Origin of the sequence: Microscilla marina ATCC 23134 (assembly GCF_000169175.1) — a bacterium.
Classification (GTDB): domain Bacteria; phylum Bacteroidota; class Bacteroidia; order Cytophagales; family Microscillaceae; genus Microscilla; species Microscilla marina.
The window spans coordinates 56,410-81,161 of record NZ_AAWS01000031.1 but is presented as its reverse complement, the minus strand read 5'-3'; the positions used below and the strand labels follow the sequence as shown (position 1 = coordinate 81,161).

The following is a 24,752-nucleotide window of genomic DNA, read 5'->3' as shown; positions in this document are numbered from 1 at the left end:
GCCAACGAAAAATTCATCATTTTTAACTCCGAAGACAAAATTTAAACATATTCTTAAACCAGTAAGCTTTTCTTGCTGATAGTTTCTTTGTAAAAAAGTCAGACAGGTTGGGGGCTATACTTATGGCACTGTCGCTCAGGGTTTATGTAGGGCTAGAGAGAGTTGTTCTTGATCAAACCAACAAAGAAACTCAGAGACCCACCAGGAAATAAATGGATTTTTGAATTCTATTAGAGCCATTCATTGCTTGTGGATTGATCAAGAACAGCCTATGCTCGTTTTTAATATAAATGAGACGCGTACAAATATTATTAGAGTATTGAGTCAGGAAGCAAAAAAATACTGTTTACTTAATTAACCCAAGTTGCGAGATATAAGTAAGTCTGCCAAAATAGTATTAATTTAAAGGTGACAAAACCAAAATTGAATACTGACGATGACAGACTATACAATTGCAATATATTGCTTTATCGATGATTTTCTAAAAAAAATCGGTCGTAAAGAAAATCATCTTAAAAAAATAACTGATGCGGAGCTTATGACAACAGCTTTAGTTGCTGGACGCTATTTTAGTGGAAATCATCAAAAAGCGATGAACTATATGAAAGACCATCAGGGTGTTAATATGATTGATAAATCGGGTTTCAATAGACGTTTGCACGGTCTGTCCACTCAGTTAAACGCTATATTTATAGGCTTAGGAAACACCCTAAAGAGGCTTAATACTGAAAGTGTGTATCTTATAGATAGTTTTCCAGTGAGGGGATGCCGCAATATTCGCATTCCCAGAAATAAAATTTTGAAACAAGAGATTTATCGAGGAAAGAGTGCGTCCAAACGTGAATATTTCTATGGCTTCAAAGTACAGGTAATTACTACAAAAGAAGGGATTCCTGTGGACTATTTTATTAGTGCAGGTTCATTTGCAGATATTACTGCCTTCCAGGCAATGCATATCGACTTGCCAGAAGGGAGCCAACTATATGTAGATTATGGATTAGAAGATTTCTATAAAGAATGTGAGGATATACAACTCTTTATAGAACGGAAATCAAATTCCAAAAGGAAAGATTCGCCTGCCTTAGCATTTATAAAAAAACAGCTAAGAAAGCGAGTTGAGACTACTTTTAGTGAAATAACAGCATTTTTCCCCCTGAAAATTCATGCGGTAACACCAGAGGGGTTTTTGCTGAAAATATTTTTATTCTTTTTTGCTTATACCCTGAAAAGGGTGGTAGCATAAGCCGCAACTTGAATTAATTAAATAAGTTGTTGATAGTCAAAATATAAATTCATTGACATTAAATAAATAGACATTCTTTTTTCATTGCGCTATTATGTATGCAATAAGACGAACCTAGACCTTGTGGATACTTTTAATTACCCTCTAATACCCTTGTTAACTCTGTCAATGTAGTGCAGGTAGCCAACTTGGTTTTTAAAGCTTCCAAATCGGTGTAATATTGTTGATAAATGGCCCCTTCCTTTAGTTGAAAAGTATTTTTATTGACCACCTCCAGCAAACGGGTAGTAATAAATGCCTGTATGCTCTCTAATATTTTTTGTTGCGTTACTTCTATATCTTCTTCGGTGGTTTGTTGTATTATTTGCTGCCACTCCCCTATTTTGGCTTGCCACTCGCTTTGCACTGATACTTTGGGTTGTTTGGCTTGCGCAAAATTTTGTTGCAACATTCTTTGCAGTTCTTTTTTATCCATAGAATTATTGAGCTTGTTTTATAATTTGTTTATTATGTTAAGTATAATGATAAAAAAATCCATGAGCTACAAACGTATCCCCATCACTAAAATATCGTCTACCTGAGCTTGCCCATCCATCCAGTCGTTCAGTGTTTCTTCCAGCAATTGTTTTTGTCGGTCGATGGGTTTGTTATGAATTTCAAACAACAGTTTTCTAAACCGCTTAACCATAAACTTTTTACCTTTGATGCCTCCAAACTGGTCTTGAAAGCCATCAGAAAACATATAAAAAGTAGTACTTTCAAATTTTTTGGGTGAGATATTTATAATTGTTTTCTTAAACTTAATTTCGTCAAAAATCTGGAATCCACCAATAGACATAATATCTCCCTTTACGGTTTGCAAAGCCAGCCCTGAGTCTTCAGGTTTTCCGCTACTGGAGTCGTGCCATTTCTCTCCTTCTATTCTGGGTACTTGCACCATATATAGGGGATTTTTGGCACCCGCAAACTGCATTATGTGCTTGTCTTTATCTATCACCACCAGCGACATGTCCATTCCATCGTGGGTTTGGGTTTCGTCTTGTTTCAGGGCAACCCTCACCATATCATGCAACAAGTTTAAAATTTCGTCTGCTTCGGTCACTCCCTGTTCATTTACAATTTCATTGAGCAACCGACTCCCAATCATACTCATAAAAGCCCCTGGTACCCCATGCCCGGTACAGTCTACTGCAGCCAATATAATTTTTTCTCCCTTTACCCCTTTAAATACCCGGTGTACTCCGTCAAAGGTCATTTTTTCCTCATATATTGGTTTGGGTTGGGTTTTGGCAAACCAGTAAAAATCGCCACTTACAATGTCGCGAGGTTTCCAAAGAATAAAATATTCAGGAATAGATTTGCTGATTTCTTCGTGCAGTGGCAACACAGCGCTTTGTATTCTGCGGGCATAGTTGATACTATCAGTAATTCTTACGTTTTTGTCTTCTATCAGGCGTTTTTGTTCTTCTAGTATTTTGTTGGTTTTTTGCTTGCGCAAATTGTTCCGATACAGGTACATTACCACCCCCACAATCAGCAAAATACCTACAATCAAGGCAGTGTTTTGAATGCCTTTACGGCGTAGCTCTTCTTTCTGTGCCTGGTTTTTGGTTTTCTCTATTTCCAGGTCTTTTTTACCTTTGTCGGTTTCATACACCGTTTGCATTTGGGCAATTTGCTTACTTTTGTTTTTGTTAAATATGCTGTCTTTATAATTTACATATAATTGGTAGTAGTCCAGGGCTTGTTCAAAATCTTCTTGTGCCCGATAATAACCATACAAACTTAAGTAGCTGTCACGCAAAAGTTCAAAAGACCCTATTTCTCTTGACAATACAAGGGCTTTGTTGAAGTAGGCTTTTGCTTTCGCGTATTTTTTTACTTTGAGGTAGGTATTCCCAATACTAATAGAAGAAAAAGCCACTCCATTTTTATTGCCCATTTTTTGCTCAATTTCTACCACAGCTTCCTGGTACTTGAGGGCCTCCGATATGTCGCCAATGCTCTCGTAAATAATGCCCAGGTTTGCCAACGCTGAAGCTACCCCATACTGGTTGTTGTTTTTTTCAAAAACTTTTTGGGCGGTTTTGTATACCAACACTGCCGAGTCTATGTTACCCATACTTTGATAAATAGCCCCCAGATTGTTATAAGAAGTGGCAATGCGGTTTTGGTCTTCTAGTTTTTGGTAAATAGCAAGTGCTCTTTGCGCGTATTCTTTAGCCTTCATAATGTCACCCAGGCGACTATATACATTGCCCATATTGAGCGATATCTTGGCTACAACTCGTTGATTTTGAATGCTTTCAGCTATTTTCAAACCTTCTAAGTAGTTTTTGATTGCCTCTTCGGGGTTGCCTTGTTCGCTGTGCACCACCCCAGTACTGCTATAGGCATTGGCAATGCCTTTTGGGTATTTTATTTTTTTTGCCATCTCAAGGGCTTGAGCAGCATACTTTCGAGCTTCTTCAGGATTTACGTAAGTATAGGCACCACTTAACTTTACCAGTAGGTTTACCTGAAAAGTGTCAACTTTTTTGTCGTTCAGTAGATTAAACAGACTGTCTATTGCTTTTTTTTGTGCCTGCAAAGGCAACACCAGCAAAAAAGAGAAAAGAAGAAGAAATGTTATTTTAGTTTTTAATGGCATAATGTCGCACCCAGACCTGATATTACTTCACACAACAATATTACAAATTTTTAACGAAAAACCGATCCATGTAATATTAACTACAAGTCTTTTACCAAAAAAAGAACAAAGTGTAAAAAGACATTAAAAAAAACAGGTCTTGAGTTAGTGGTGTGTTATGCGCAAACACTAAACTTAAAAAAAGAAACTATTTGAATTGTAGTGAGACTGGAGTTGGTAAATTACCAAGGAGACTAAAACAAAGAAGCTTTGAACCTGAACAAAAGTCTACTCAACAATAGTAGTCATTGTACCAAGGCTCAAAACACCTATAAGAATTAATTATGTGGGTGGTGATGGCTTAAATTATGAATAGTTTTGTCTGTCACTTTTCTGAAGGCAAGCTTATAACCTTCTACAATAGCTATGATGTACAAAATAATACTAATAGGCCCTATTTCATTAAAATAGATTTTCAATACAAAACTAATGGGTACTTTGGATAGCAAAGAAAACAGGTTTGTGTCAAGTTGATACGCCATATAAGCAAATATGCCTAAAATATTGCCTGTAAAACACCCAAATGCGGCCAATACAGCACCCGCAATTCCAAATTTTATACCTAAACCCTTGCCTGCTTTTTGCACAGCAAAACCTACCATTGCCCCTACTAGCAAAGCCATTAAACCAAAGTTTATGCCTGTAAAAGCTACAATTGTTGCCCACAATGCCGCTCCTAACAAGGAGGCACCAAAACCAGCCAATAGCCCCATCAAGAAGTTTTGTTCTTGTTTGAGCAATTCAAATGTTTCTTCTGGAGTACGTTCTTTGATCTCCTGTGTGGTGTGCGTCACGTCGTCGTCTAAAATGGCTACTACGCTAGGGTCATTCTCATAGTCGGGGCAGGTTACTTCAAACCTTGCAATATCATTGGTGAGACTACAGATCACTCCTTTGTTCATATCAAACTTACGCTTTGTACAAAACTTACAAAACTCCAGGTGTTGTTCGCGGGTAAGCATTGATTACTTATTTTAGTTGAAAATCATCAGAAGCACAAAATAGTGCAATAAAAACTACTTATCCAACAATTTAAATTAATACCCTTCCCTGATTGCACTATTTAGTGATAAACAAAAGAATTTAACTCCTAATCAATCAATGACCTTTACCCTACATTTGCCAACCATTGCTCAGTGTTGCCTTGTACTTTTTGCTTTTTCTAATGTATCATCAACTTGACCAGCCTCCTTGCTAGGCGCCCACCCTGGCTTGTTCCAAAGGTACGCCTTTGCCTCTTTGACGTTGCTGGCTTTACGTACGTCTTTTAGTATTTGGTTAAACTCATACAAATGTACTTTTACTGGGTGGGTAGTATTAATTTGTTCAGTAAGCCCATAAGTAGGCTTTTTGATCTCAGGCTGGAAGGTACCAAATAACTTGTCCCAGATAATTAAAATGCCTCCATAGTTTTTGTCCAGGTACATTTCGTCGGAACCGTGGTGCACCCGATGGTGCGAAGGAGTATTGAAAACTTTCCCAAACCACCCCATTTTACCTATCAACTCGGTGTGTAACCAAAACTGATACATGAGCATAACCCCAATGGCAAGCAATATCACCACAGGGTGAAAACCCAGCAAAACCGCAGGCAAGTAAAAAACCCAGGTAACGAAATTGTCGAAAAATGATACCCGCAAAGCAGTGGTGTAATTGTAAATAGGTGAGCTATGATGAATAGAATGATAGCCCCACAAAAGCCTTACTTCGTGCTCTAGGCGGTGCTCCCAATAATACAATAAATCGACAAATAATAAGGTGGCTATTACAGTAAAACTGTTTACGGGCAGTTGCCAAGTGATAAGATTTGCCAACCAAAAAAAACTGGCAAAAAACAACACATTGCCTATTTTTTCGGTCAAAAAACTGAACAGGAAAACCCATACACTGGCACCCATTTCTTTGAGTCGTTGGCGGTCTATTTTGCGGGTGTACAACTCCCAAACAAACTCTATAAGTGCAAGCCCCACCGAAAACAACAAGAATGCGGCGATGAGGGTATTGGTATTTTGCTCTAATTGCGTGATGATTTGTTTCATTTAATGATAGTTTTTAGTTGAGAGTCTCTACAAGGGCAAGTCCTTAGATGCCAATGCTTTAAACGACAAGTTACACTTGACTTGCGGCTTGTCGCTTAAAGCTTGCTACTAGCTACAGGCACATAAATTTCTGTAAGTAAATCCTTGGTAGCCGTATCGGTTTCGTCGTTGAGGTAAAACTCTAAAAAAGGCTTATCGACAATTTCAAACTCGTTTTTGACAATCCAATGCAAAAATATTTGCTCATAAACAGTGTCTAACTTGTTCCTATCGCCTTGGTGCGTGACACACACATATTGCCCAGACTCGATGGTTTTGGTATTAAAAAAACCTGTGGGTTCAAACACTGCTTCTTGGGGCAAAGTAATGGCTGCATTGTAACGGCAGTTTTCATCTTTTACTATCTCGTCGTCATCCATGAGCTCGCCCAAATAATGGGTATCTTCCTTGAGCAGCTTTTGTTGGTAGGCATACTCTAGCAAAGCATCCCAACAATCGTTGATGCCTTGTGAATTATAGTTCCCATAGTGGGTAAGGTAGAGTATACGGGTAGGAGGTAAAGACTCTATGCTGTATGTTAGGCGGTCTAACTCTTTGATTTCTTCAGGTAATTTGGTATTGATCCAAGCTTTCATGTCTTTTTTTTCTTGTTGTCTAAATTGAGAAGGGGAACAGTCGAACTCACGTCTAAAAGCTTTGTTAAAAGCCTGTAAGTCGCTGTAGTTGAGTTCAAAGGCGATGTCAGTAATGGCTTTGTCAGAATATGCCAACCGTCGGGCGGCTTCTTGCAACAATAGCTCTTTGATATAGCGACCAATAGATTTGTGAAAAACTGCCCGAAAAATGCGATTGATGTTACGGTAAGAATAAAAAGTAGCCGCTGCTACCTCTGAAGAAGACAGCGGCTTGGTAAAGTTATTTTCGAGCAAATTTAATAAACTACGAAGCCGTTCAATGTGTAAGTCATTTTTCATAGAACAAAGATAGGGCTTGACAGCAAGTGATGGGTAGTTAAAAATGGACAGTTTTTTTAGAGTGGGTGGTTGGTGACTCGCAAGCGAAATGTTGGCATAGCCTCCACTAGGTATACTCTTGACCTCATCATAGCAAGCTGTAGATTCGGTTCACAGGTGACTACCAATTCATTTTCAGAAGATGATGAGCTTGTTAGCTCAAAATTAGAGTACTGGAGGATTAAAATGGTGACTCGAATCGGTAATTTTCTATTTTAATCCTCCAGACAGCATAGCACCATTTTGCGCACCATAAAACCGTACCACAACAAAACAATGTAGCAATTTCCTACTACTCTTTCAATTCGTTACTTGCCTGCCCCAAGAGATTCAGGCGGGTCTGATTGAGTTGGAATTCGATACGGTCAAAGGCAAACTTGATATCTTCTATGTCGGGGGCATCGGTAGGGAAACAGTGGCTAATGTGGGCTACAAACTTCCAAAGCTCTAGTATTTCGGTGGCCTCTATTTCATAAGGGCGATAACTGATGTTTTCTGACTTAAGCAAGAGTTTGCCATAGTCAAAAAGACGTTTGTATACTTTTTTGAGTACAATGCCTTCATGTTTAGACACTACCACACAGGTTTGGCCACTGGTGAGGTCGTCCCAATTGGCGATCTTTTCTCCTATTACTATAGCGCCCGATTGAAGCGGCAACATAGAGTCACCGTCAATCTCGAAAGCCCGGTAAATTTTGCCCTTAGACAAAAAGGGGATTTTGTACTTTGGCAAGGTATTGAGGTATTCGGGATTGGCAAAACCTTGAGTATAGCCCGCAGTGGCTTTTTGGGGCACTAGCTCCAGGTAATCTTTTGGTGTGCTATGTTCGGTTTGCACCCGGTTTATTTTTATCTGATGGGCAGTAATGTACTTGTTCAATTGTTCGATACGGGTAACGTAGGCTTGTTCTGCTTCGGCAAAATTGACATTGACCATTTCGTCGATGCTCACTGCAAAGTATTGAGCTATTTTAATGAGCAACAGTATCCGGGGCTCTGCCCTGCCATCTTCATAGGCGCTCAATGCGCTGCGTGATACTCCTAAAATTTCGGCTAAAGCCCCTTGAGTAATTTTGTATTTTTCTTCGCGGATGTATCTTAAATTTTTGCTAAAAAACATGTCACAATTATGTTAACTTAGTTGGCATTTATCGCTTATTTGATCTATATTTGCTAACAAAATTAGCTAATGTTTATAATTTTAGCAAGCCTATTGACTTAAAACCTTGTGTTTGAACCAACTTTAACGACAAAAGCCATGATAACTACCCAACAAGCTCCTAAAGTAAAAACCAACCAACAAAAAAAAACGACTAAAACCAGTAGCCAGACCCGGCAACGGAAAACCACCACTCGGCAAACGAAAACGGAAAAACCCAAGGCTTCGGCAAAAAAAGTAAACCCTACTAAAGCCGACATTCCACTAGAGGATGTTTTCACGGCAAATGCTACCAAGGGGTTGGTCTTATTGTTAATTATGGCTTTTAATGTAACTACATTGCGTAATAGTTTTTTGCTGGTAGCCCCCAAGATTGGTTTTTCGGGAAACCTTACCCTGGACGCCTGGTTGTATGGCTTTGCTATGAGCGTGTTGATGATTATTATTTTGTTTCACGAAGAAAACTGGAACAAAGCTTTTTGCCCTGGGGCTATAGTGCTGTATGTCAACGCTTTGGTGCTTACTTTATACATGAAGTGGTTCGATTTTATGCTGGGCGAGTGGCTTGCCAAGTGGTTGTTGAGTGGTATGCTTATTTTGATGCCCGTCATGGGTATGTTTATAGTAGTGGTGATGCTGAAGGTGAAAAAGTGAAAAATTTGCGGCTTTAGAATAAATCTTACAAGACTACCAAATAAACTCAAAGCAGGCTTAATTGTGACTAATTACTGAACTTTATAGCCAGCAATCAGCTCAAAAACGTTTGAACAGGTGAAAACTCTTCTCCAAATGCTACCACAACCTCCCTGTTTTTGGTTACCTAAAAACTTCTTCAAATCACCTATCTCACCTGCTTCTTCCTTATTTTATTACGATTAACCGCAAAAAACCATTCTATAATTACAAAAAATCATAAAAAACAAAATAAAAGTGCAGTATTTGCATTGTAAATAAAAATAGTACATAAGTAAGTAAAGAAAAAACTTACCCAGTTTTATAGTGTAAACGGTTCTTTAAAGAACACAAATCTTTCAACAATGCAGGAAAAAATCAATCCTGAGTCTGAATCTCAGAATCAAAACCAACAAGCCTTACCCAAAAAGCAAAGCCAGCCTAAAAGTAAAAATCAATCCCCTATTTGGCAATATGCCGACGGAAACACACAGGAACAAACCTCGTCTCCTCCTCCCTCTGGCGAAACCTCTGCTTACGCCACCACACAAAGAAAGCTGGGACCTATCAAAACAACACAACAACCCATCAAAGCAAAATACTCACCTTTCAAAGCAAAACAGCGCCCCATTGAACGTAGGCGCGCCTATGACAAACCACACAAAAGCGAACTACCCACTACATTGGCTCACAACCTGGAACACCTGAGTGGGGTAAGCCTGGAAGGAACCATTGTTAAAGAAAATTCTGCCGAACCTGCCCAGTATGGAGCCCAGGCATTGGCCAAAAACGGTCAAGAAATTCACCTGGGACCCCAAGCCCACCACAAACTACCCGAAGAAGCCGCCCACATTGCCCAGCAACGCTTAGGCAAGGTACAACCCAACGCCACGTTGCCGGGTTTGGGCAAGGTACTCAACAACGACCCTCTATTAGAAGAAGAAGCCCAACGGTGGGGCAAACAAGCACAAACGCCCCACTTATTGTCTACAGGCAAATACCAACAACTCATGGAAGCCCATAGTGCAGGGCAAGTCATGCAGTTTGCTACCTTTGACCTGATGCGAGGAGCTAACAAGGGTGAACTAGGCAAACAAATCATTGCTCAACTTTCTAAACAATACTTGGGTGTAGTAGGGCTGGCAAATGGAGTAGACGAGTTATTGGTATTTGCGCTAAAAGAATGCAATGTGTTGGCAAAACTGCAAGGTATGATGGCGATGATTCAAAGCCATCAGGAAATAATAAAAACCCTGACACAATGGACAAAATATGTAAGTAAGCTGACAGGCGCCTACAATAGAGCAGCCAATATTCAAAAAGACCACCCTGTAGCAGTGGTGTTACTAGAGTATATTGTGAGTGACTTTTTTTACTACAGCCTGAGGTGGTTTTACGGAGGGAATTTGTCACAGAAAAAGTTTAATCAAAAACTGGGGCTAGAGGAAATCGCCACTGGCAACAACAAAGAAAATAATGAAAGCAACAAAAAAGGTCTGACTCCCAGCAATACCGCCCTGGATCGTGCCATGACTATGCTCACTCCTTTTGCGGAAAAGGTAAATAAAGCAATCAAATGCATAGAGTTTGCCTTACAATTTTTTAACACAGAGACTAACGAGAATGAACCCAATACTAACTCAAGTAAAAACCTGAACTTCCAGAACAGTCACTTCGAGGATCAAACGTATAGCAAGTCAAAAACCAAAAGCAAGTCTGAATCTAAAACCGACAATGAAAAAGAAAACAACAACCCGCTAGCTAATCTGAATACGCAAACAGCTTACGACAAAGCCTGGGAACAAGTGCAACAAAAGTTTGGTATAGAGGCAAGTTCTTTGGGTGCATGGTTGGTAGAGGATCTGAGTTTTGAAAACCTTAAACTAGAAAACCTTAACAAAAAAACCGTAGGAAAAATGACTGCTTTGTCGGGAACAGGTGCCATTGGACTGTCGATGCTTGCGGGCACCCTGGGCGTGTTGGGCTCCAAAAATGCGCACTACCTGGCGGGAGGAGGCTTACTCACTGCTGCCGTAGGAACTGGCATAGCCTTGCTGGGTCAACAACAATCGCAACCTAAAAAAGAAAGCGAAAGCAAAGAAAATAACAAACAGATTTCTTCCTTGTTGCATACACATGGCAAAGGACCAAAAGATACGGCTTTTTGGCTCGACATTCAACGTATAAACCTAGCCAAGTGGGAAGAGCATAGTAAAAACCAAAACAAAATGGTAGAGAAAGGCGGGCTTGCCATAGGGTTTGGCATGGGTTTCAAGCTTTTTGGTAAGGAACTCTTTACCTCTAATACGCATGAAGCCGCCATTGACTGGAAACAAGGCTTTGTTTACAAAAACAATGGGCGTATTAAAATTTCAGAAGACCTTAATTTCGAAGGTGCATTTGGCATAGGAGAAGCATCAGTAGAAAAGATAGCCATTAATAATAATGGAATAAACAAAATGAGCTTGGTGCTCAAGGATGTATTTTTTGGCAAAGATGGTGACCTTAACCTGAATGAAGTATCGGCAGAATGGGATAGACAAACAGGCTTTACCTTCAAGACTGAGGCTTCGGCCCATATTGGGGGTGAAGATGTCACCGGAATGATTGAGTTTGGGTTAAACCAAAAAGGAAATTTCAACAAAGGAAAATTTACCCTAAAGGCTAAAGGGGGCATAGGCATAGAACTGATTCCGGGCACCTTGGGCGTAAACCTCAACGAGGCCGCATTTAGCATTAGCAAAAAAGGAATTTCAGGTGAGATAGCAGGAGGGGTAAACCTGGATACCTCGGTGTTAGAAGTAAACGCCACCAATGCTACTCTGGGCTACGCAGGTAATAAGGGGGGGTGGTATTTGAAGGTGAACAAAATCACCGGAAAGGTCATCATCCCTGGTGAAGGAGATGCGGTCAACTTTACTGCCTCCATAGCACTTGGCAACGGCAAATATAAGGGAGAGTTAGAGGCTAATAGCGGACAAGCTTTTGACATTGTACCCGGAGTATTGACGGTAGACAGTCTAAAAGTAGGTGGATCATTTGACAGCAAGACCAATGCGTGGATGCTCACTCTACAAGCCGATGCAAGCGCCAAACCAAAAGGCCCACTCCAAAAAGCAGGGGGCAAGCTAGACTTTAACTACAACAGCCGAAACTCCACTGCCAGCTGGCAGGGCAAAGCCCAAATAGGGGCTATGTTGACAGTAGGCGGAGGACAAATAAACGGAAACCTTGAGCTCATTGCCGAAAAATCGGGAGGTAGCCATCACTTTGTGGGTGCACTGTCTTTAGATGTCAATAAACCTATACATATTCTCAATAACTTATTGGTACTGGACGCAGGTCAGGCAAAAGTAGCCATAGACAGCAACAAGGGAGCCTATTTGCTCCTTAAAAGCAGCATCTCCTCCAAAGTACAAGGGGTTGAGTTTTCGGCACAAGGCGCAAAACTGAAATACGATGGGCAAAACTCACCCCAAAATCCATGGACTGTGTCGGTAGATGGTTTGGCGGCTAAAGCCGCTGGCATTGGGGTAAACTTTAATGGGGTAAACCTGGACTTAAACCAACAGGCACTCACTGCAAAAAGTATTCTTTTGAGCCTGGATAACTACAACCAGAACAATAATAAAAGTCTGGAAAAACTGTTTGGAGGTAATCAAATAGTACAAACAATCCAAAAAATGGCCAAGGTAAAGGCAAGTGCCAAACTTTCTGGGGTGACGATTTCGCCCAAAGGTTTTACTTATGACACGCATGACCTCACCTTCCAGAAGTTTAGGGGAGAGCTAATGGGCTTTGTGCTGGAGGTAGACTTTGGCAATGACGATGACGAAAGACAGGAAGACCCCAAGGCTTATCTGGGGGGACACATCAAAAAGAGCTTAGACTTGTTTGCCATAGATATAAACGTGCCCATTCCTGCCGCCGCTGGGGCTGCCAGCATTTACGGAGGCATTGAGGTAAGCCTGGACATGTCGCTCTTGGCCAGGCTGGCCGCTACTTACAACAAAGGTGCTTCAAACAAACAAAAAACAAGCTTTCAGATAGAGGGAGAAGCCGATCTCCAGGCTTTGCTTAAACTGGATGCCCACTTGGGGGCTGAAATTGGTCAGGGCTACCTGGCGTCGGTAGCAGGTGAGCTATTTGCCGCATTGGGTATAGATACACACGCTAAAGTTATGCTGAACTTTGGAGTAGCTTATAGTGCCCACAACAAAAAGCTTGAACTAGATAAAAACTTGGAGATGTACTTTGACACCGGGTTTGATGTAAACCTAGAGCTAGGAGGCAGGTTATTGTTTAAACTATTGGGCATGCGCTTTCCTTTTTATTCTTACACCTTTGGTAAGTGGAACCTGGGAGAAGGAAAACTACTTGCTGAGTATGATCAAGGTAATAAAGACAATAAAGGGTTTGGCTCTTGGAAAGTGGACAAGACTCTACAGCTGGGAGGAAAAGATTTGCTCGAAGGAAATAAACCTGCCTACAAACCTAACGAAGAAGAAGCCAAAAAAACGGGGGTGCGCGATTGGGAAGTAGACGAAAAAAAGGATAAAGATTCAAATAAAAACGAAAACGAGCACTTGTCAGAAAAGTACCTAAAGTTACGGGAGATTTTTAAAGAACAAACCAAAGAATATGAAAAAAATAAGAATAATGAAAACTCCTTGCAAAACGAAAGTAGCCCTGAAAATACAGTGAATGAAGCCGCTGAAGGGGTACTCAGCGAACTGGAAGACTCGCTAAAGGAGTTGTTTTACCAAGCAGTTTGGAATCGTCTCAAACAAGACAAGGTAGCTCCTATGGGGCTTAACAAGAATAACACAAACATAGATATAGAAACAGAGATCAAAGATGAGAATGAATTGAATGATGAAGAGCCAACCAACAATATGTTAAACATTGATACTAATCAAAGTTATCTTAAACTCGAAAAAACATTTTCGCCCCAAAAAGATGACTTACTGAACTCAAACAATCAATCTTTACTCAAAGAAAATAAAAAGGAATGGGAAGGTTTAGAAGAAGATATTAATGAGTTTTTGCGCATGGCTACAAAAGTAAATTTGCTGGGTAAATACACTGAGGAGGCTATCAAGCTATACAGTGAAAAACGAAAAAATAAGGCACACCGTTTTAAAAGCAAAATGCAAAAACTCCTCAGCAAAGATCCCAACAACCTGCATAGGTTTAGGATATGGGAGAATTTGCAACAAAAAGAAAATGAAGATGAAACTGGGTTTGTCAAGTTGGTAAATGAATGGCTCCAAGAAGCTACAATTGATGCTTTGGACGACTGGCACAAAAAGCAAGACCAAGCCCAACCTAAAGGCGAAACGCTAGAGAATACTAAAGTAGACCACGCTAAAAAGTTTGAAGAATGGCAAAAAGACAAAGAAGGGTATCATAAGCAATCAAAACAATCTATCTCTCCCCAATTTTTACTGTTTTTGCCCAGAGAGTCTAAATCACCTAATATCAATCCCAATCAGGGTTCGACCAACTTGCTCAACCCGATGTCGATGTCAACCCTCATGGCTATGAGGTTTTTAAACCGTAACCGACAGCATTCGAGCCAAGTGCTGAACAAACATTTACAATCACAACAAAACATTCCATCACTTAACCGCAATAATAGTCAAGTGACATTACATAACCAAGGACAGTCTAACAGGGGGCAATTTAATCTAGGACACCTCGCCCCAAATATTGTGCAAAACTTGTTAGCCCGCTTGAGGCAACAAAACAACTCCAATGATGATATTTTTGGCAGTCTCTTTAACCAACAAGGGCAGGGTTCCCAAAATAATTCACAATTGGTTCAACAGTCCAATCAGATGCCAAACCAATCAAGGAACCAAATGACTCTCATGATGATGTTCATAACCAGACAAGACTCGTTTAATCAACTCAAGAACAGTATTTCTAACGTGAATCGTTCATCGTTTGCCAATAATGCAACTTTAAATATAAATTTGAATGGCTTCGTATTTAACTTCGCCAGTTTTCAGGAGTTCATTGCCTTTCATAGGTCAGTAATGCAACTGGAACAAAGAAGCACCAACACCAAAGAATAACAAAAGCACACGTTGGCAAAAAACACAATACACACAAAAAACCTGTGGGAGTTCCCCACAGGTTTTTTTATGCAAGGGATTTTTTGTTAACAAAACCAATGTGAGCGCCCACCTTATGGCTGAAATAGTTTTGGTGTTTTCGCTTGTTTTATGATCTTTTTATAATTTTAGTTTTTTGATTGCTCGAATAATATATAGGTTTGGGCGATGGTCTTGCTACCTACTCACAAACTATTCTTTTTTTGATTGTTGCCTTATGAACTTAACCCCTGAGCTGGAAAACTTGCGCCAACTATTGACCAACGACGAAGAAAGTAACCAAAGACTAGGCGTACAACTTGCCCAAGGCATGCAGGTGCCTTTTGGTTTTTTGCCCTACCTTGTTGATACCACTTTTAAAAAATACCTCTGCCTGGAAGCCGAATTCATCGATCCTTTGTTTTTTGTACGCGACCTCAACATTCATTCGCTTGAACTCCAAGAGCCACCCAGGGCACTTTGTCACCTGGCACAGCTCAAAGTACTCAAAATGCATAACAATCGTTTGAAACACTTAGGAACAGAGGTTACTACACTAAAGCAGCTCAACCGCCTACACATAGACAGCAACTTGCTCACTAACTTGCAAGGCATTGGGCAATTAGACCAACTTAAGCATTTATACGCCCATTTCAACCACTTGGGCACTATTGAGGGCATTGGAGCCCTCAAAAAGCTAGAGACGCTTTACCTCAACAACAACTACTTGCACCACTTGCCCAGTGAGGCAGAGCAACTGAATCAACTAAAAGTGTTGGATTTATCGGCCAATCAATTGAGGGTGGTTACAGACGTAATAGAGGGATGGCACAGCATAGAAGAACTCAACCTGAGCCGTAACCGAATACACCGCGTAAGTGATCAGTTAGGGCAACTAAAACATCTGAAAAAGCTGAAATTATCGAACAACATGCTGGTCGGTTTTCCAGAGGCACTTACCCAACTCCACCAACTGGAAGAGTTGCACCTCAACTACAACAACATTGAGCAACTACCCGAAAGCATTGGAACACTTACCCAACTTACATTGCTAGACCTGGGCGAAAACAAGCTTAAGCAACTGCCCGAAACCATTGGCCATTTGCAAAAACTTCGTCGGCTAGACCTGGGCGATAACTCTATAGAACAACTGCCTGCCAGCCTGACACAATTGCCCCAACTTGAGCACTTATTGGTACAGTCTAATCAACTACGGGAGTTGCCCCAAGATATGGGCAACCTCCAGCAACTCAAACGTATCACCCTGTTGGGCAATCCAATACCTACCGAAACAAAACTGCTGCTTGCCCAGCAATTGCCCAACACCGCCATTCATTAGTTTTTTGGACAAACCTCCCTCATTGTTTGCCTCCGGTTTGGTATAGTATACTGTAATAACTAATTTTAAAAACAAATAAAACAAAATTAATCCATACACACATGTCGCTTATTAGCAATAAACCTTTTACAATAGACCGAGTTATAAGAACTGCCATCTGGGTGGCCGTAATTTGGGGGTTCTTTAAAGCACTACAATACTTAAGCGATATATTGATTCCTTTTGCCATTGCAGCATTGCTGGCGTATCTCATCAATCCTTTGGTAATTTTTCTGCAAGAAAAAGTTCGGATAAGAAACCGGGTCATCTCAGTTTTGCTTAGCCTGATAGTAGTATTTGGGTTACTCACTGGGCTTGCGCTGATTTTGATCCCACTCGTTACCAAAGATATCAGCCACATGGCAGAAATAGTCAAAGGCCTTGCTCAAGATCCTCAGCTTGACATGAAAGCCCAGGAGTACATCCCTCCCAGCGTTTGGAAAGAAGTCAACACACTGCTCAACAGTGATTTTTTTCACACCGATAAGTTTGCCAATATGGCTATTGATGCCGCCAAAAAAGTGTTGCCCAATGTCATTGGTTTGTTCAACAATGTATTGCACTTACTGCTTAGTATTATGGGGCTTGCCATTATTCTGCTTTACCTGGTGTTTATTTTACTTGATTACAACAAAATTATGGTTCAGTGGACTGACTTGTTGCCTGAACAGTACCATCATACTATCAAAGATGTATCTACAAACTTTAAAAAAGCCATGGGAAGTTACTTCAGAGCACAAACCGTGATTGCGTCTTTGGTAGGAATATTATTTGCGATTGGCTTTAGTATCATAGATTTACCAATGGCGGTGGTTTTTGGGTTGTTTGTGGGCTTGCTCAACCTGGTGCCTTACTTACAAAACATTGCGTTTATCCCAGCCGCTCTGTTTGCCCTGGTACACTCGCTCGACACTGGAGAAAATTTCTGGATCATGATGCTGTTGGTATTAGCTATTTTTGCCATTGTTCAACTCATTCAAGATGCCCTGCTCACTCCCAAGATAATGGGGGATGCCATTGGGCTAAACCCGGCAGTCATGCTGCTTTCGTTGTCTATATGGGGCAAACTGCTTGGGTTGTTGGGATTGATCATTGCTTTGCCTATGACCTTTCTGATTTGGTCTTATTACAGCCGTTTTTTAGCCAAGTCTGATAATCACCCAGAAACCCCGCTCATACCCACACCTCGCCCCAAAGAATGACCTAAACATTGCTGCGGCATAAAAAAACCGTGGGTTATTATCAGAATTGATAATAACCCACGGTTTTTTTATAATCTTCTGGCAAAAATCAAATGATGTTTTCGGCTACGCCATAGCGTAGCTGAATGTTGTGCATCATATTTACCAATACTCTATGTGCAGCGTCAAATGCACCTTTTCTGATGGCATCTACACATTGCTCTATTACTTGATAAATAAAGGCATAAATGGCGCTTTGTGATGGGTGGGCATTGATGTTTTCCACAATTTGGGGGGCGGCTTTATCGTATGTTTTCAGGTACAACAGCCCTATTTTATCATTGGGCAGGTGTTCTTCCTGAAAATTTTTCATAATGGTCAAATGCTCATATACCTCGGCAGAGGCTCCTACGTGCTGGCAAGCAGCCGCAAGATAGCAATCTTTTGCCAGGCGACCTATGGTATTTTTAGGCGTGGCATTAATGTCTGAACTTTGCATGATTTTTAACTTTGTGGGATTCATTAAGGTAAGCCTGAAAAAAGTACTTTGTACTAACCTCAATGGTATTTTCTATAAAGATATATAATAAACAATCGGAAAGTTACAAACTTTAGTATTGAAAATCAACTATTTCACTACAACCTTCTGCTGGAATGTCTGCTGTTTTGTGACAACCCTTAATACATAAACTCCTGGAGAAAAATTTATCAGATTTATTCTTACAAGCAAAAAACCAGCGTTGTCTGTCGAGACAGTTTGCTGACATTTTACTACTCCCAACGTACTCATCAAATAGATACGTACGTTGCCCAAAGCTTCGCTGAGCTGTACCTGAAGGTAGTCAACAGCAGGGTTGGGGTATACCTTTGGTTGAATAACATTGGCACGTAACCAAACTCCGACTACTGGTGAATAAGCCATCGCGCCATCAATATCTTGTTGTTGTAAACGGTAATACATCTGCCCGTTGACACGGGGTGTATCGGCAACGCTGTAATGCCATAAGCCCACATGGTTGCCTTGCCCTGGTAGGGTATCTATGTTGTGCCAATTAAATAAATCCTGGCTATACTGTACTATAAAATGTTGATTGTTGCTTTCTTGAATAGTTGCCCACTTTAACCAAACACTTGCCTGGTGAACTTTTGCTTCAAAAAATAATAACTCTACAGGTAGCCCACTGGGGCTATTGTTGGTGCAAAACTGAGAGGGTGAACCTGGTGGGTAACAATCTGTCCCTGCGTTTTCGCAGCAACTGGCAAAAGTAATGGTTGGGCAAGTGCCTGCACATTCATTATTATTTTTTACAATCAATGTTCCTCCTTGCAGAGCACCACTGCCAGCAAACTGATTACCGTTTTTTACTGTAAAAGTACCATCTACAATCAAGGTTCCTTCTATAGTATACAGTACATTGTTATTGTCACTATTGAGGTTTCCAGTCACCTGAAGAGTAACCCCGGCAGGTACTGTAAAAGCAGGATCTCCTCCACTAGCATTAATGTTGAGGTTACCATCTATCACTACGCTTACATTGGCTGTCAATATATCGCCAGAGCCTAGGCTATTAATGGTTACATCTTCTGCATAAGTGTTTCCATCAACAACAGGAGCAGTACCTCCACCAGAACAGCTCCAACTCAAAGCACTCCAGTTTTGCAAACCCGATACTGAAGCATTGCAAGATTGGGAGTAAGACGGCACCCAATGGTTTGAAAGTAGAAAAATTATAAAAAACAGGTCGAAAAATTTCATAAGTAAAAAATCAAGACGTAATAAACCAGTATACTGGGCTCTAAGGAATTGTTCAAAAATAAATATTCACTCTGATAGGTGATTTTTCGCCTTGATACTTCGTTATTTTTAGCCTTTGGCAGAGCTCGGCACAGCATAGCTGTAGCCATCGGTTTTTGCCCGTAGCGCTGTTATGGGCGTAAAAAATAGCCTCGTCTCAAAACAAAACCTCTACCTTAGGAATGGTCATTTAATTTCTCACCATTCCTAAGGTATTTGCATCATACGATATCATAGAAATAAGTAAGAAAATACCTGTTTGTAATGAATTTGATAATCATATACAAGTTATTTTCATAACGCATTCTACACTTTATAAGTTATTACAGCTTATAACACCTAATTATGTTAAGTCTCAACGTGTAATATTTAACTGAAAAAATATTCTGCAAAAAAATTTCACGTCAAGTTTGCTCACTATCAACAAATTTTATCTTGACTACTACCTTTCATGCTTTATAAAACTATTACTAAACTCTTCCACTGCGAAATAAGCCGACTTACTTTTTTTACCCCCAGCTATATAAAATCATTTCATTCATGCCCATCTTTTTGTCAATAGAGTATAATTCTTTTTATTTGCACTTTCATTATATGCATACCAAAACAGACCTATGAATTTAGAATTTGCCAAAAACGAAGATCACCTCAAACAACAAGTATTTTTGCTCAAATCCCGCCTGAAAGAGGTAGCTATGGGAGGAGGCGAAAAAAGAATTGCCAAACAACATGCCAAGGGCAAGCTTACTGCCCGCGAACGCATAGCCTACCTGACCGACGAAGGGTCTGAGTTTCTGGAAATAGGCGCTTTTACCGGATATGACATGTACACCGAATACGGTGGGTGTCCTTCTGGTGGGGTGGTCATGGGAATTGGTCGTGTAAGTGGTAAACAGTGTGTAATTGTAGCCAATGACGCTACTGTAAAATCAGGGGCGTGGTTTCCTATTACGGCAAAAAAGAACCTGAGAGCTCAAGAAGTTGCCATAGAAAACAGGTTGCCTATTATATATTTGGTAGACAGTGCCGGAATTTTTCTTCCTCTTCAGGCCGATGTATTTGCCGACAAAGAACACTTTGGGCGTATGTTTCGCAACAATGCTCAAATGTCGGCAATGGGCATAGTGCAGGTATCGGCCATTATGGGTAGTTGCGTGGCGGGTGGAGCTTACTTACCCATTATGTCAGACGAGGCAATGATTGTAGAAGGAACAGGTTCTATTTTTCTGGCGGGTCCTTACCTGGTCAAGTCTTCTATAGGCGAAGATGTAGATGCCGAAACCTTGGGAGGCGCTACTACTCACAGCGAAATTTCGGGGGTAACAGATAATAAATTCCCTGACGATCAGTCTTGCCTGGATGCTATCAGACGTACTTTTGACAAGTTGGGAGACAACGAAAAAGCGGGCTTTAACCGTGCCGAGCCGCAACTACCTCAACTCAAGCAGGAAGAAATTTATGGAATGTTGCCTGCCGATCGCACCAAACCTTACGACATGGTAGACATTATCAGTCGCCTGGTAGATAATTCGGAGTTTGACCAATACAAAGAAAACTACGGCAAGTCAATTGTATGCGGCAGGGCGCGTATAGATGGCTGGGCGGTAGGCATTGTGGCAAACCAACGCAAAATAGTCAAGTCTAAAAAAGGCGAAATGCAAATGGGTGGGGTTATTTACTCTGACTCGGCTGATAAGGCAGCCCGTTTTATTATGACTTGCAACCAACAAAAAATTCCATTGGTGTTTTTGCAAGATGTTACCGGGTTTATGGTAGGGAGTCGTTCCGAACACGGCGGTATCATCAAAGATGGCGCTAAAATGGTCAGTGCAATGGCCAATTCGGTCGTACCTAAATTTACCATTGTGCTAGGCAACTCTTATGGGGCAGGTAACTATGCCATGTGTGGCAAAGCTTACGACCCACGCTTGATGATAGCCTGGCCTACGGCTAAAATCGCCGTAATGAGTGGACAAGCTGCCGCTAAAACCTTGTTGCAGATTCAAACAGCCTCTAAGAAAGCCAAAGGTGAGGAAATTTCTCAGGAAGAAGAGGAAAACCTATTGAACAAAATCACCGATAGATATAACAATCAAATGTCGCCTTATTATTCGGCGGCAAGGCTTTGGGTAGACGCCATCATCGATCCACTTGACACCCGCAAGGTAATTTCTCAAGGCATTGAGGCGGCAAATCACGCACCCATTACACAACGCTATAACGTGGGCGTTATCCAGACCTAATACTCATGTTGCTCTAAACAAAAAGACTCGCTTCTTACAATAATTCAAACAACAAAGCCACTCAGCAATTGAGTGGCTTTGTTGTTTTTTAATCAGTCCATACTTTCATACGGCTGTGTAACATCAGTTTTTAATGATTCTTTTTACTACCCGCTTGCCCTCAATCATAATTTCAAGCCAGTAAATACCTGGTTTGATAGACTGAAGTTGTAAAGTAAAAGCTTCATCTTCTGAGGTTTTATTAAATGAAGACCGCAATACTGCCCTCCCTTCATTGCTTCGTAATATCATTTCACCGTGGCCGCTTTCGGGCATATCTAGCTTAATGTTGGCTATTTCGCCCACTGGGTTAGGGTATACCAAAGTGTTTTCTCCTGCCTCTGCTCCGGCTCCGCCTGGCAATGGCTCAGGATCAGGCGCAATCCTGATCTCTACATACTCCGAAGTCACACTGCCCTTGAAAGCGCGCAAGCGATAATAAGCCTTGTTGCCTAAAATGCTGCCATAATCAATGTAACTATTCTCATTAGCAGTAAGTGTAGCCAACGGGGTAAAATTTACTCCATCTCCTTTTTCCAGGTAAAAACCTTCGGTTCGGTCATCATTGTTTTGCCAGGCTAGTTTCACCGCCCACACAGTATCAACTGCAGCGAGTTGTCCCTCAAAAGTAGGGGTATTTAAAGGTGGAACAACCTCTACCTTCACCACGTTAGACACAGTTTGTCCACACTCGACAGAAGACGCCAAACGACGGAAGTAGGTAGTAGTAGTCAAAGCACCTGGCTGATAATCGCCGTTGCCTTCGCCTGCAATCAATCGCCAATCTATGCCGTTTTCTGAACTTTGCCACTGGTAGCGAATGTACCCAAAACCTCCTCCTGCTTCTTCCTCCGATGTGATGGAAGCAGGAATCCCTCCAATTTGTACCTCTTGACCTCCACCTATGATGCCTCCCGTTAAAGGCGAATAAGTAATCATCAAAGCAGTGCGTGTGCTTTCAAAACCACAGGTTTCGCTATAAACACTCACATAATAAGTAGTACTACCCGATACCTCTACCACATATTCAGCGTTGGTGCTTTGTTGTAATAAAACCCCTCCGTTAGGTGCATCATACCAACGGTATTGCACGGCTATGGGTGCATCAGAAGAGGCAGTCAGCCCTAATTGACCTGTACCACATATTTGACGGTGATTCACAATCGGTGAAGGCAGTGAGGTCACTACCTGAGCGGTTACTTCTACCCGGTCGCTTTCCCATACGCCGTCAGTACTTACTGTACTTACATAAAAGCTCTGACTGGCGTTTAGTAAAGGGGTGATAAAAGATTGGTCATTATGGTCTATAGATTGTTTCACAAAACTGGTAGCGTCGGCAGAAGCATACCAACGGTATTTTTGCCCAACTGTGGCTCCTTCTACTTGCAAAACCAGGGTACCCACCCCACACCTCACAGGAGTGGGTACAGGAACCGGTGGATTGGGTGGATGGGTAGCATTGGCAATGGTATGCCACAATTCTGTTCCTACATTTGCATCTCCATTGTAAGCCGAGAAGAAAACACGGTCTTGATTGGTAGCTAAAGGTACTGCTGTAATGCGCGAAATTCTAGATGCGTTCGAGGCTGCGCTAGGATTTAGGTCATTTACCAACAAAGTGCCCGAAGTTGTACCATCACTTTTCCACAGTTCAACTCCATTGGTGACCGTAAAAGCCGTAAAGTATAAAAGGTTAACAGTACTGCCGTTTAGCGAAGCTTTTACTGAAGTGAGATTACTGGGGTTTGAGCCAAAGAACCCAGGTTGAATGTCTTTGACCAAAGAGGCGCTTGTGCCATTGCTTCGCCAAAGCTCGACACCTTTGCCTTCGCCTACAGCAGTAAAGTAACAATCACCTCCTACTTGAGTAAAGTTTTGAGGGTTAGAACTGTTTGCCCCTGGGTATATATCTATAGGGTTTGCTACGCTTCCATTGCTATACCAGAGTTCAGTACCTCTTGTAGCATCGGTAGCAGCAAAAAATAATTGATTGCCTGCCAATGTCAAACCAGCCGTAGGGTCTACTGTGGTACCTGCCGGAAACTGTACTTTTTGAGTGCCTGCAGGAGTACCGTTGCTAAACCACAATGAAGTACTGGTGCCATCGTTGGCAAAGAAATAACAAAATCCATCTTTCATTATTAAATTACTAGGGTGGGAACTTCCAGTTGGGTGAATGTCTTTGACCATATAGGTACCAGCTTCAGTACCATCGCTCACCCACAGCTCACGGTTTACAGCGGTTCCTCCCCCGTCAAAATCAGCATCCGCCGTAAAAAATAACTTGCCGTTAATGTTGGTCAGGTTTTCGGGGTTTGAAGGCATGGTGAAAAAACCCAGAGAAGTAGCGTTGATGTCTTTAACCAATACGGTTCCTGCGGCAGTACCATCACTTTTAAACATTCTTGCCTCCCTTTTGGGTCTTGCCCAGCAAAAAACAAGGTACCATTTACATTGACCAAAAATTTGCCGCTACCAGCTCCTGGAGAACTGCTGATGCTCCCTGGTGGATTTACATTTACCACCAACTCAGTGGTGCCGGTTGCCATATTGGTGCGATACAAAGCTCCTGATTGAGTGCCATCATTGGCAAAATAATAGACATAGGTGGTTCCACCTATTTTAAACTCCGTAAAGTCCCTGGAATCGGAGCTATTTGTACCCGGAAAAACATCTTGCACAAGAGAGGTGCCCGTTACAGTACCATCGCTTAAGTGAGGCTCTTTGCCTGCCCCCGAAGTAGTGGCATTAAAGATGAGTTTGTCGCCAATGGCAGTTAACTCCGAAGGGTTGCTGGAGTTATTGAACCCAGTATAAATATCAATCACTTGAGGGGTATTTTGCGCTACACTAACAGACGATATACCCAAAATAAATAATAGCAGGCTACATACCTGCCAAAGGATAAAACGTTGAAATAATTTCATTATAAATTATGTTTTGGTTGATGTTATAAAATATACTTGTTGGCTCTTTTATGCAATAGGCAATCCTATTACCCCAGTCAAATACATCTTCTTGTTTTACATTTTATTCTCTAAAATTCTTCTGATTTGCTTCACTAATATTAAATACTGATTTTTAAGTTTCAAAGGAAAAATAGTTTCACAAAATCACTTAAACATCTTATTTACAATAACTTACATATTATTTCCCGTTTCAATTAAAATACATGAAACTACACAAAAAACTACTCTACCCTA

General features: G+C 41.1%; 16 protein-coding genes and 1 pseudogene. 7 read left to right on the top strand and 10 right to left on the bottom strand.

All coding sequences use genetic code 11. From position 1 onward, the window contains the following. Window positions 1-65: 65 nt before the first annotated feature. A pseudogene (locus tag M23134_RS42855) lies at window positions 66-358 on the top strand (IS1634 family transposase); the annotation flags it as partial. Window positions 359-436: 78 nt separating this feature from the next. Further along, the gene (locus M23134_RS24175; RefSeq protein ID WP_002700478.1) at window positions 437-1,243 is read left to right on the top strand and encodes an IS982 family transposase; all 807 of its coding nucleotides are present in this window, start codon (window positions 437-439) and stop codon (window positions 1,241-1,243) included. Between the two features lie 133 nt (window positions 1,244-1,376). On the opposite strand, the gene M23134_RS24170 is transcribed toward M23134_RS24175, so the two are convergent. The 6 genes from M23134_RS24170 to M23134_RS24145 form a co-directional block, all read right to left on the bottom strand. Continuing rightward, entirely contained in the window at window positions 1,377-1,718 is a 342-nt protein-coding gene (locus tag M23134_RS24170) for a hypothetical protein (protein ID WP_002700477.1), read from the bottom strand. Window positions 1,719-1,784: 66 nt separating this feature from the next. Then, entirely contained in the window at window positions 1,785-3,893 is a 2,109-nt protein-coding gene (locus tag M23134_RS24165) for a tetratricopeptide repeat protein (RefSeq protein WP_082226670.1), read from the bottom strand. 317 nt (window positions 3,894-4,210) lie between these two features. Then, window positions 4,211-4,894 carry a hypothetical protein gene (locus M23134_RS24160; protein ID WP_002700472.1) on the bottom strand — a complete coding sequence of 228 codons (684 nt, stop codon included), beginning with the start codon at window positions 4,892-4,894 and terminating at the stop codon, window positions 4,211-4,213. A gap of 171 nt (window positions 4,895-5,065) precedes the next feature. Next, window positions 5,066-5,971 carry a sterol desaturase family protein gene (locus tag M23134_RS24155; RefSeq protein WP_002700469.1) on the bottom strand — a complete coding sequence of 302 codons (906 nt, stop codon included), beginning with the start codon at window positions 5,969-5,971 and terminating at the stop codon, window positions 5,066-5,068. A gap of 95 nt (window positions 5,972-6,066) precedes the next feature. Next, on the bottom strand, window positions 6,067-6,945 hold the full coding sequence (locus M23134_RS24150) for an AraC family transcriptional regulator (protein ID WP_002700467.1): 879 nt from the start codon (window positions 6,943-6,945) through the stop codon (window positions 6,067-6,069). 331 nt (window positions 6,946-7,276) lie between these two features. Beyond that, window positions 7,277-8,104 carry a helix-turn-helix domain-containing protein gene (locus tag M23134_RS24145; protein ID WP_002700465.1) on the bottom strand — a complete coding sequence of 276 codons (828 nt, stop codon included), beginning with the start codon at window positions 8,102-8,104 and terminating at the stop codon, window positions 7,277-7,279. Window positions 8,105-8,242: 138 nt separating this feature from the next. Here M23134_RS24145 and M23134_RS24140 point away from each other — a divergent pair, with 138 nt between their 5' ends. From M23134_RS24140 to M23134_RS24125, 4 genes are all read left to right on the top strand, one after another. After that, window positions 8,243-8,797, top strand: coding sequence for a hypothetical protein (locus tag M23134_RS24140; protein WP_002700464.1), 555 nt, complete (start codon window positions 8,243-8,245; stop codon window positions 8,795-8,797). A 383-nt stretch (window positions 8,798-9,180) separates the two neighbouring features. Continuing rightward, entirely contained in the window at window positions 9,181-14,895 is a 5,715-nt protein-coding gene (locus tag M23134_RS24135) for a hypothetical protein (protein WP_002700463.1), read from the top strand. Window positions 14,896-15,151: 256 nt separating this feature from the next. Beyond that, window positions 15,152-16,252 (top strand): leucine-rich repeat domain-containing protein, encoded by a 1,101-nt coding sequence (locus M23134_RS24130; protein WP_002700462.1) that lies wholly within the window; start codon window positions 15,152-15,154, stop codon window positions 16,250-16,252. A 101-nt stretch (window positions 16,253-16,353) separates the two neighbouring features. Beyond that, the gene (locus tag M23134_RS24125; RefSeq protein ID WP_002700461.1) at window positions 16,354-17,493 is read left to right on the top strand and encodes an AI-2E family transporter; all 1,140 of its coding nucleotides are present in this window, start codon (window positions 16,354-16,356) and stop codon (window positions 17,491-17,493) included. An 88-nt stretch (window positions 17,494-17,581) separates the two neighbouring features. Here the strand turns inward: M23134_RS24125 and M23134_RS24120 are convergent, their stop codons facing one another. Continuing rightward, window positions 17,582-17,971 (bottom strand): hypothetical protein, encoded by a 390-nt coding sequence (locus M23134_RS24120; protein WP_002700457.1) that lies wholly within the window; start codon window positions 17,969-17,971, stop codon window positions 17,582-17,584. A 129-nt stretch (window positions 17,972-18,100) separates the two neighbouring features. Then, entirely contained in the window at window positions 18,101-19,177 is a 1,077-nt protein-coding gene (locus M23134_RS24115; RefSeq protein WP_045114237.1) for a T9SS type A sorting domain-containing protein, read from the bottom strand. Window positions 19,178-19,881: 704 nt separating this feature from the next. Here M23134_RS24115 and M23134_RS24110 point away from each other — a divergent pair. After that, the gene (locus M23134_RS24110) at window positions 19,882-21,510 is read left to right on the top strand and encodes an acyl-CoA carboxylase subunit beta (protein WP_002700453.1); all 1,629 of its coding nucleotides are present in this window, start codon (window positions 19,882-19,884) and stop codon (window positions 21,508-21,510) included. A gap of 123 nt (window positions 21,511-21,633) precedes the next feature. Here M23134_RS24110 and M23134_RS38825 read toward each other — a convergent pair whose 3' ends face one another. Then, on the bottom strand, window positions 21,634-23,952 hold the full coding sequence (locus tag M23134_RS38825) for an Ig-like domain-containing protein (protein ID WP_075164070.1): 2,319 nt from the start codon (window positions 23,950-23,952) through the stop codon (window positions 21,634-21,636). Beyond that, complete coding sequence (locus M23134_RS38820; RefSeq protein ID WP_002700449.1) at window positions 23,850-24,476, bottom strand: RTX toxins and related Ca2+-binding protein; 627 nt, start codon at window positions 24,474-24,476, stop codon at window positions 23,850-23,852. The genes M23134_RS38825 and M23134_RS38820 overlap by 103 nt, the downstream gene beginning before the upstream one ends. Window positions 24,477-24,752 lie beyond the last annotated feature (276 nt).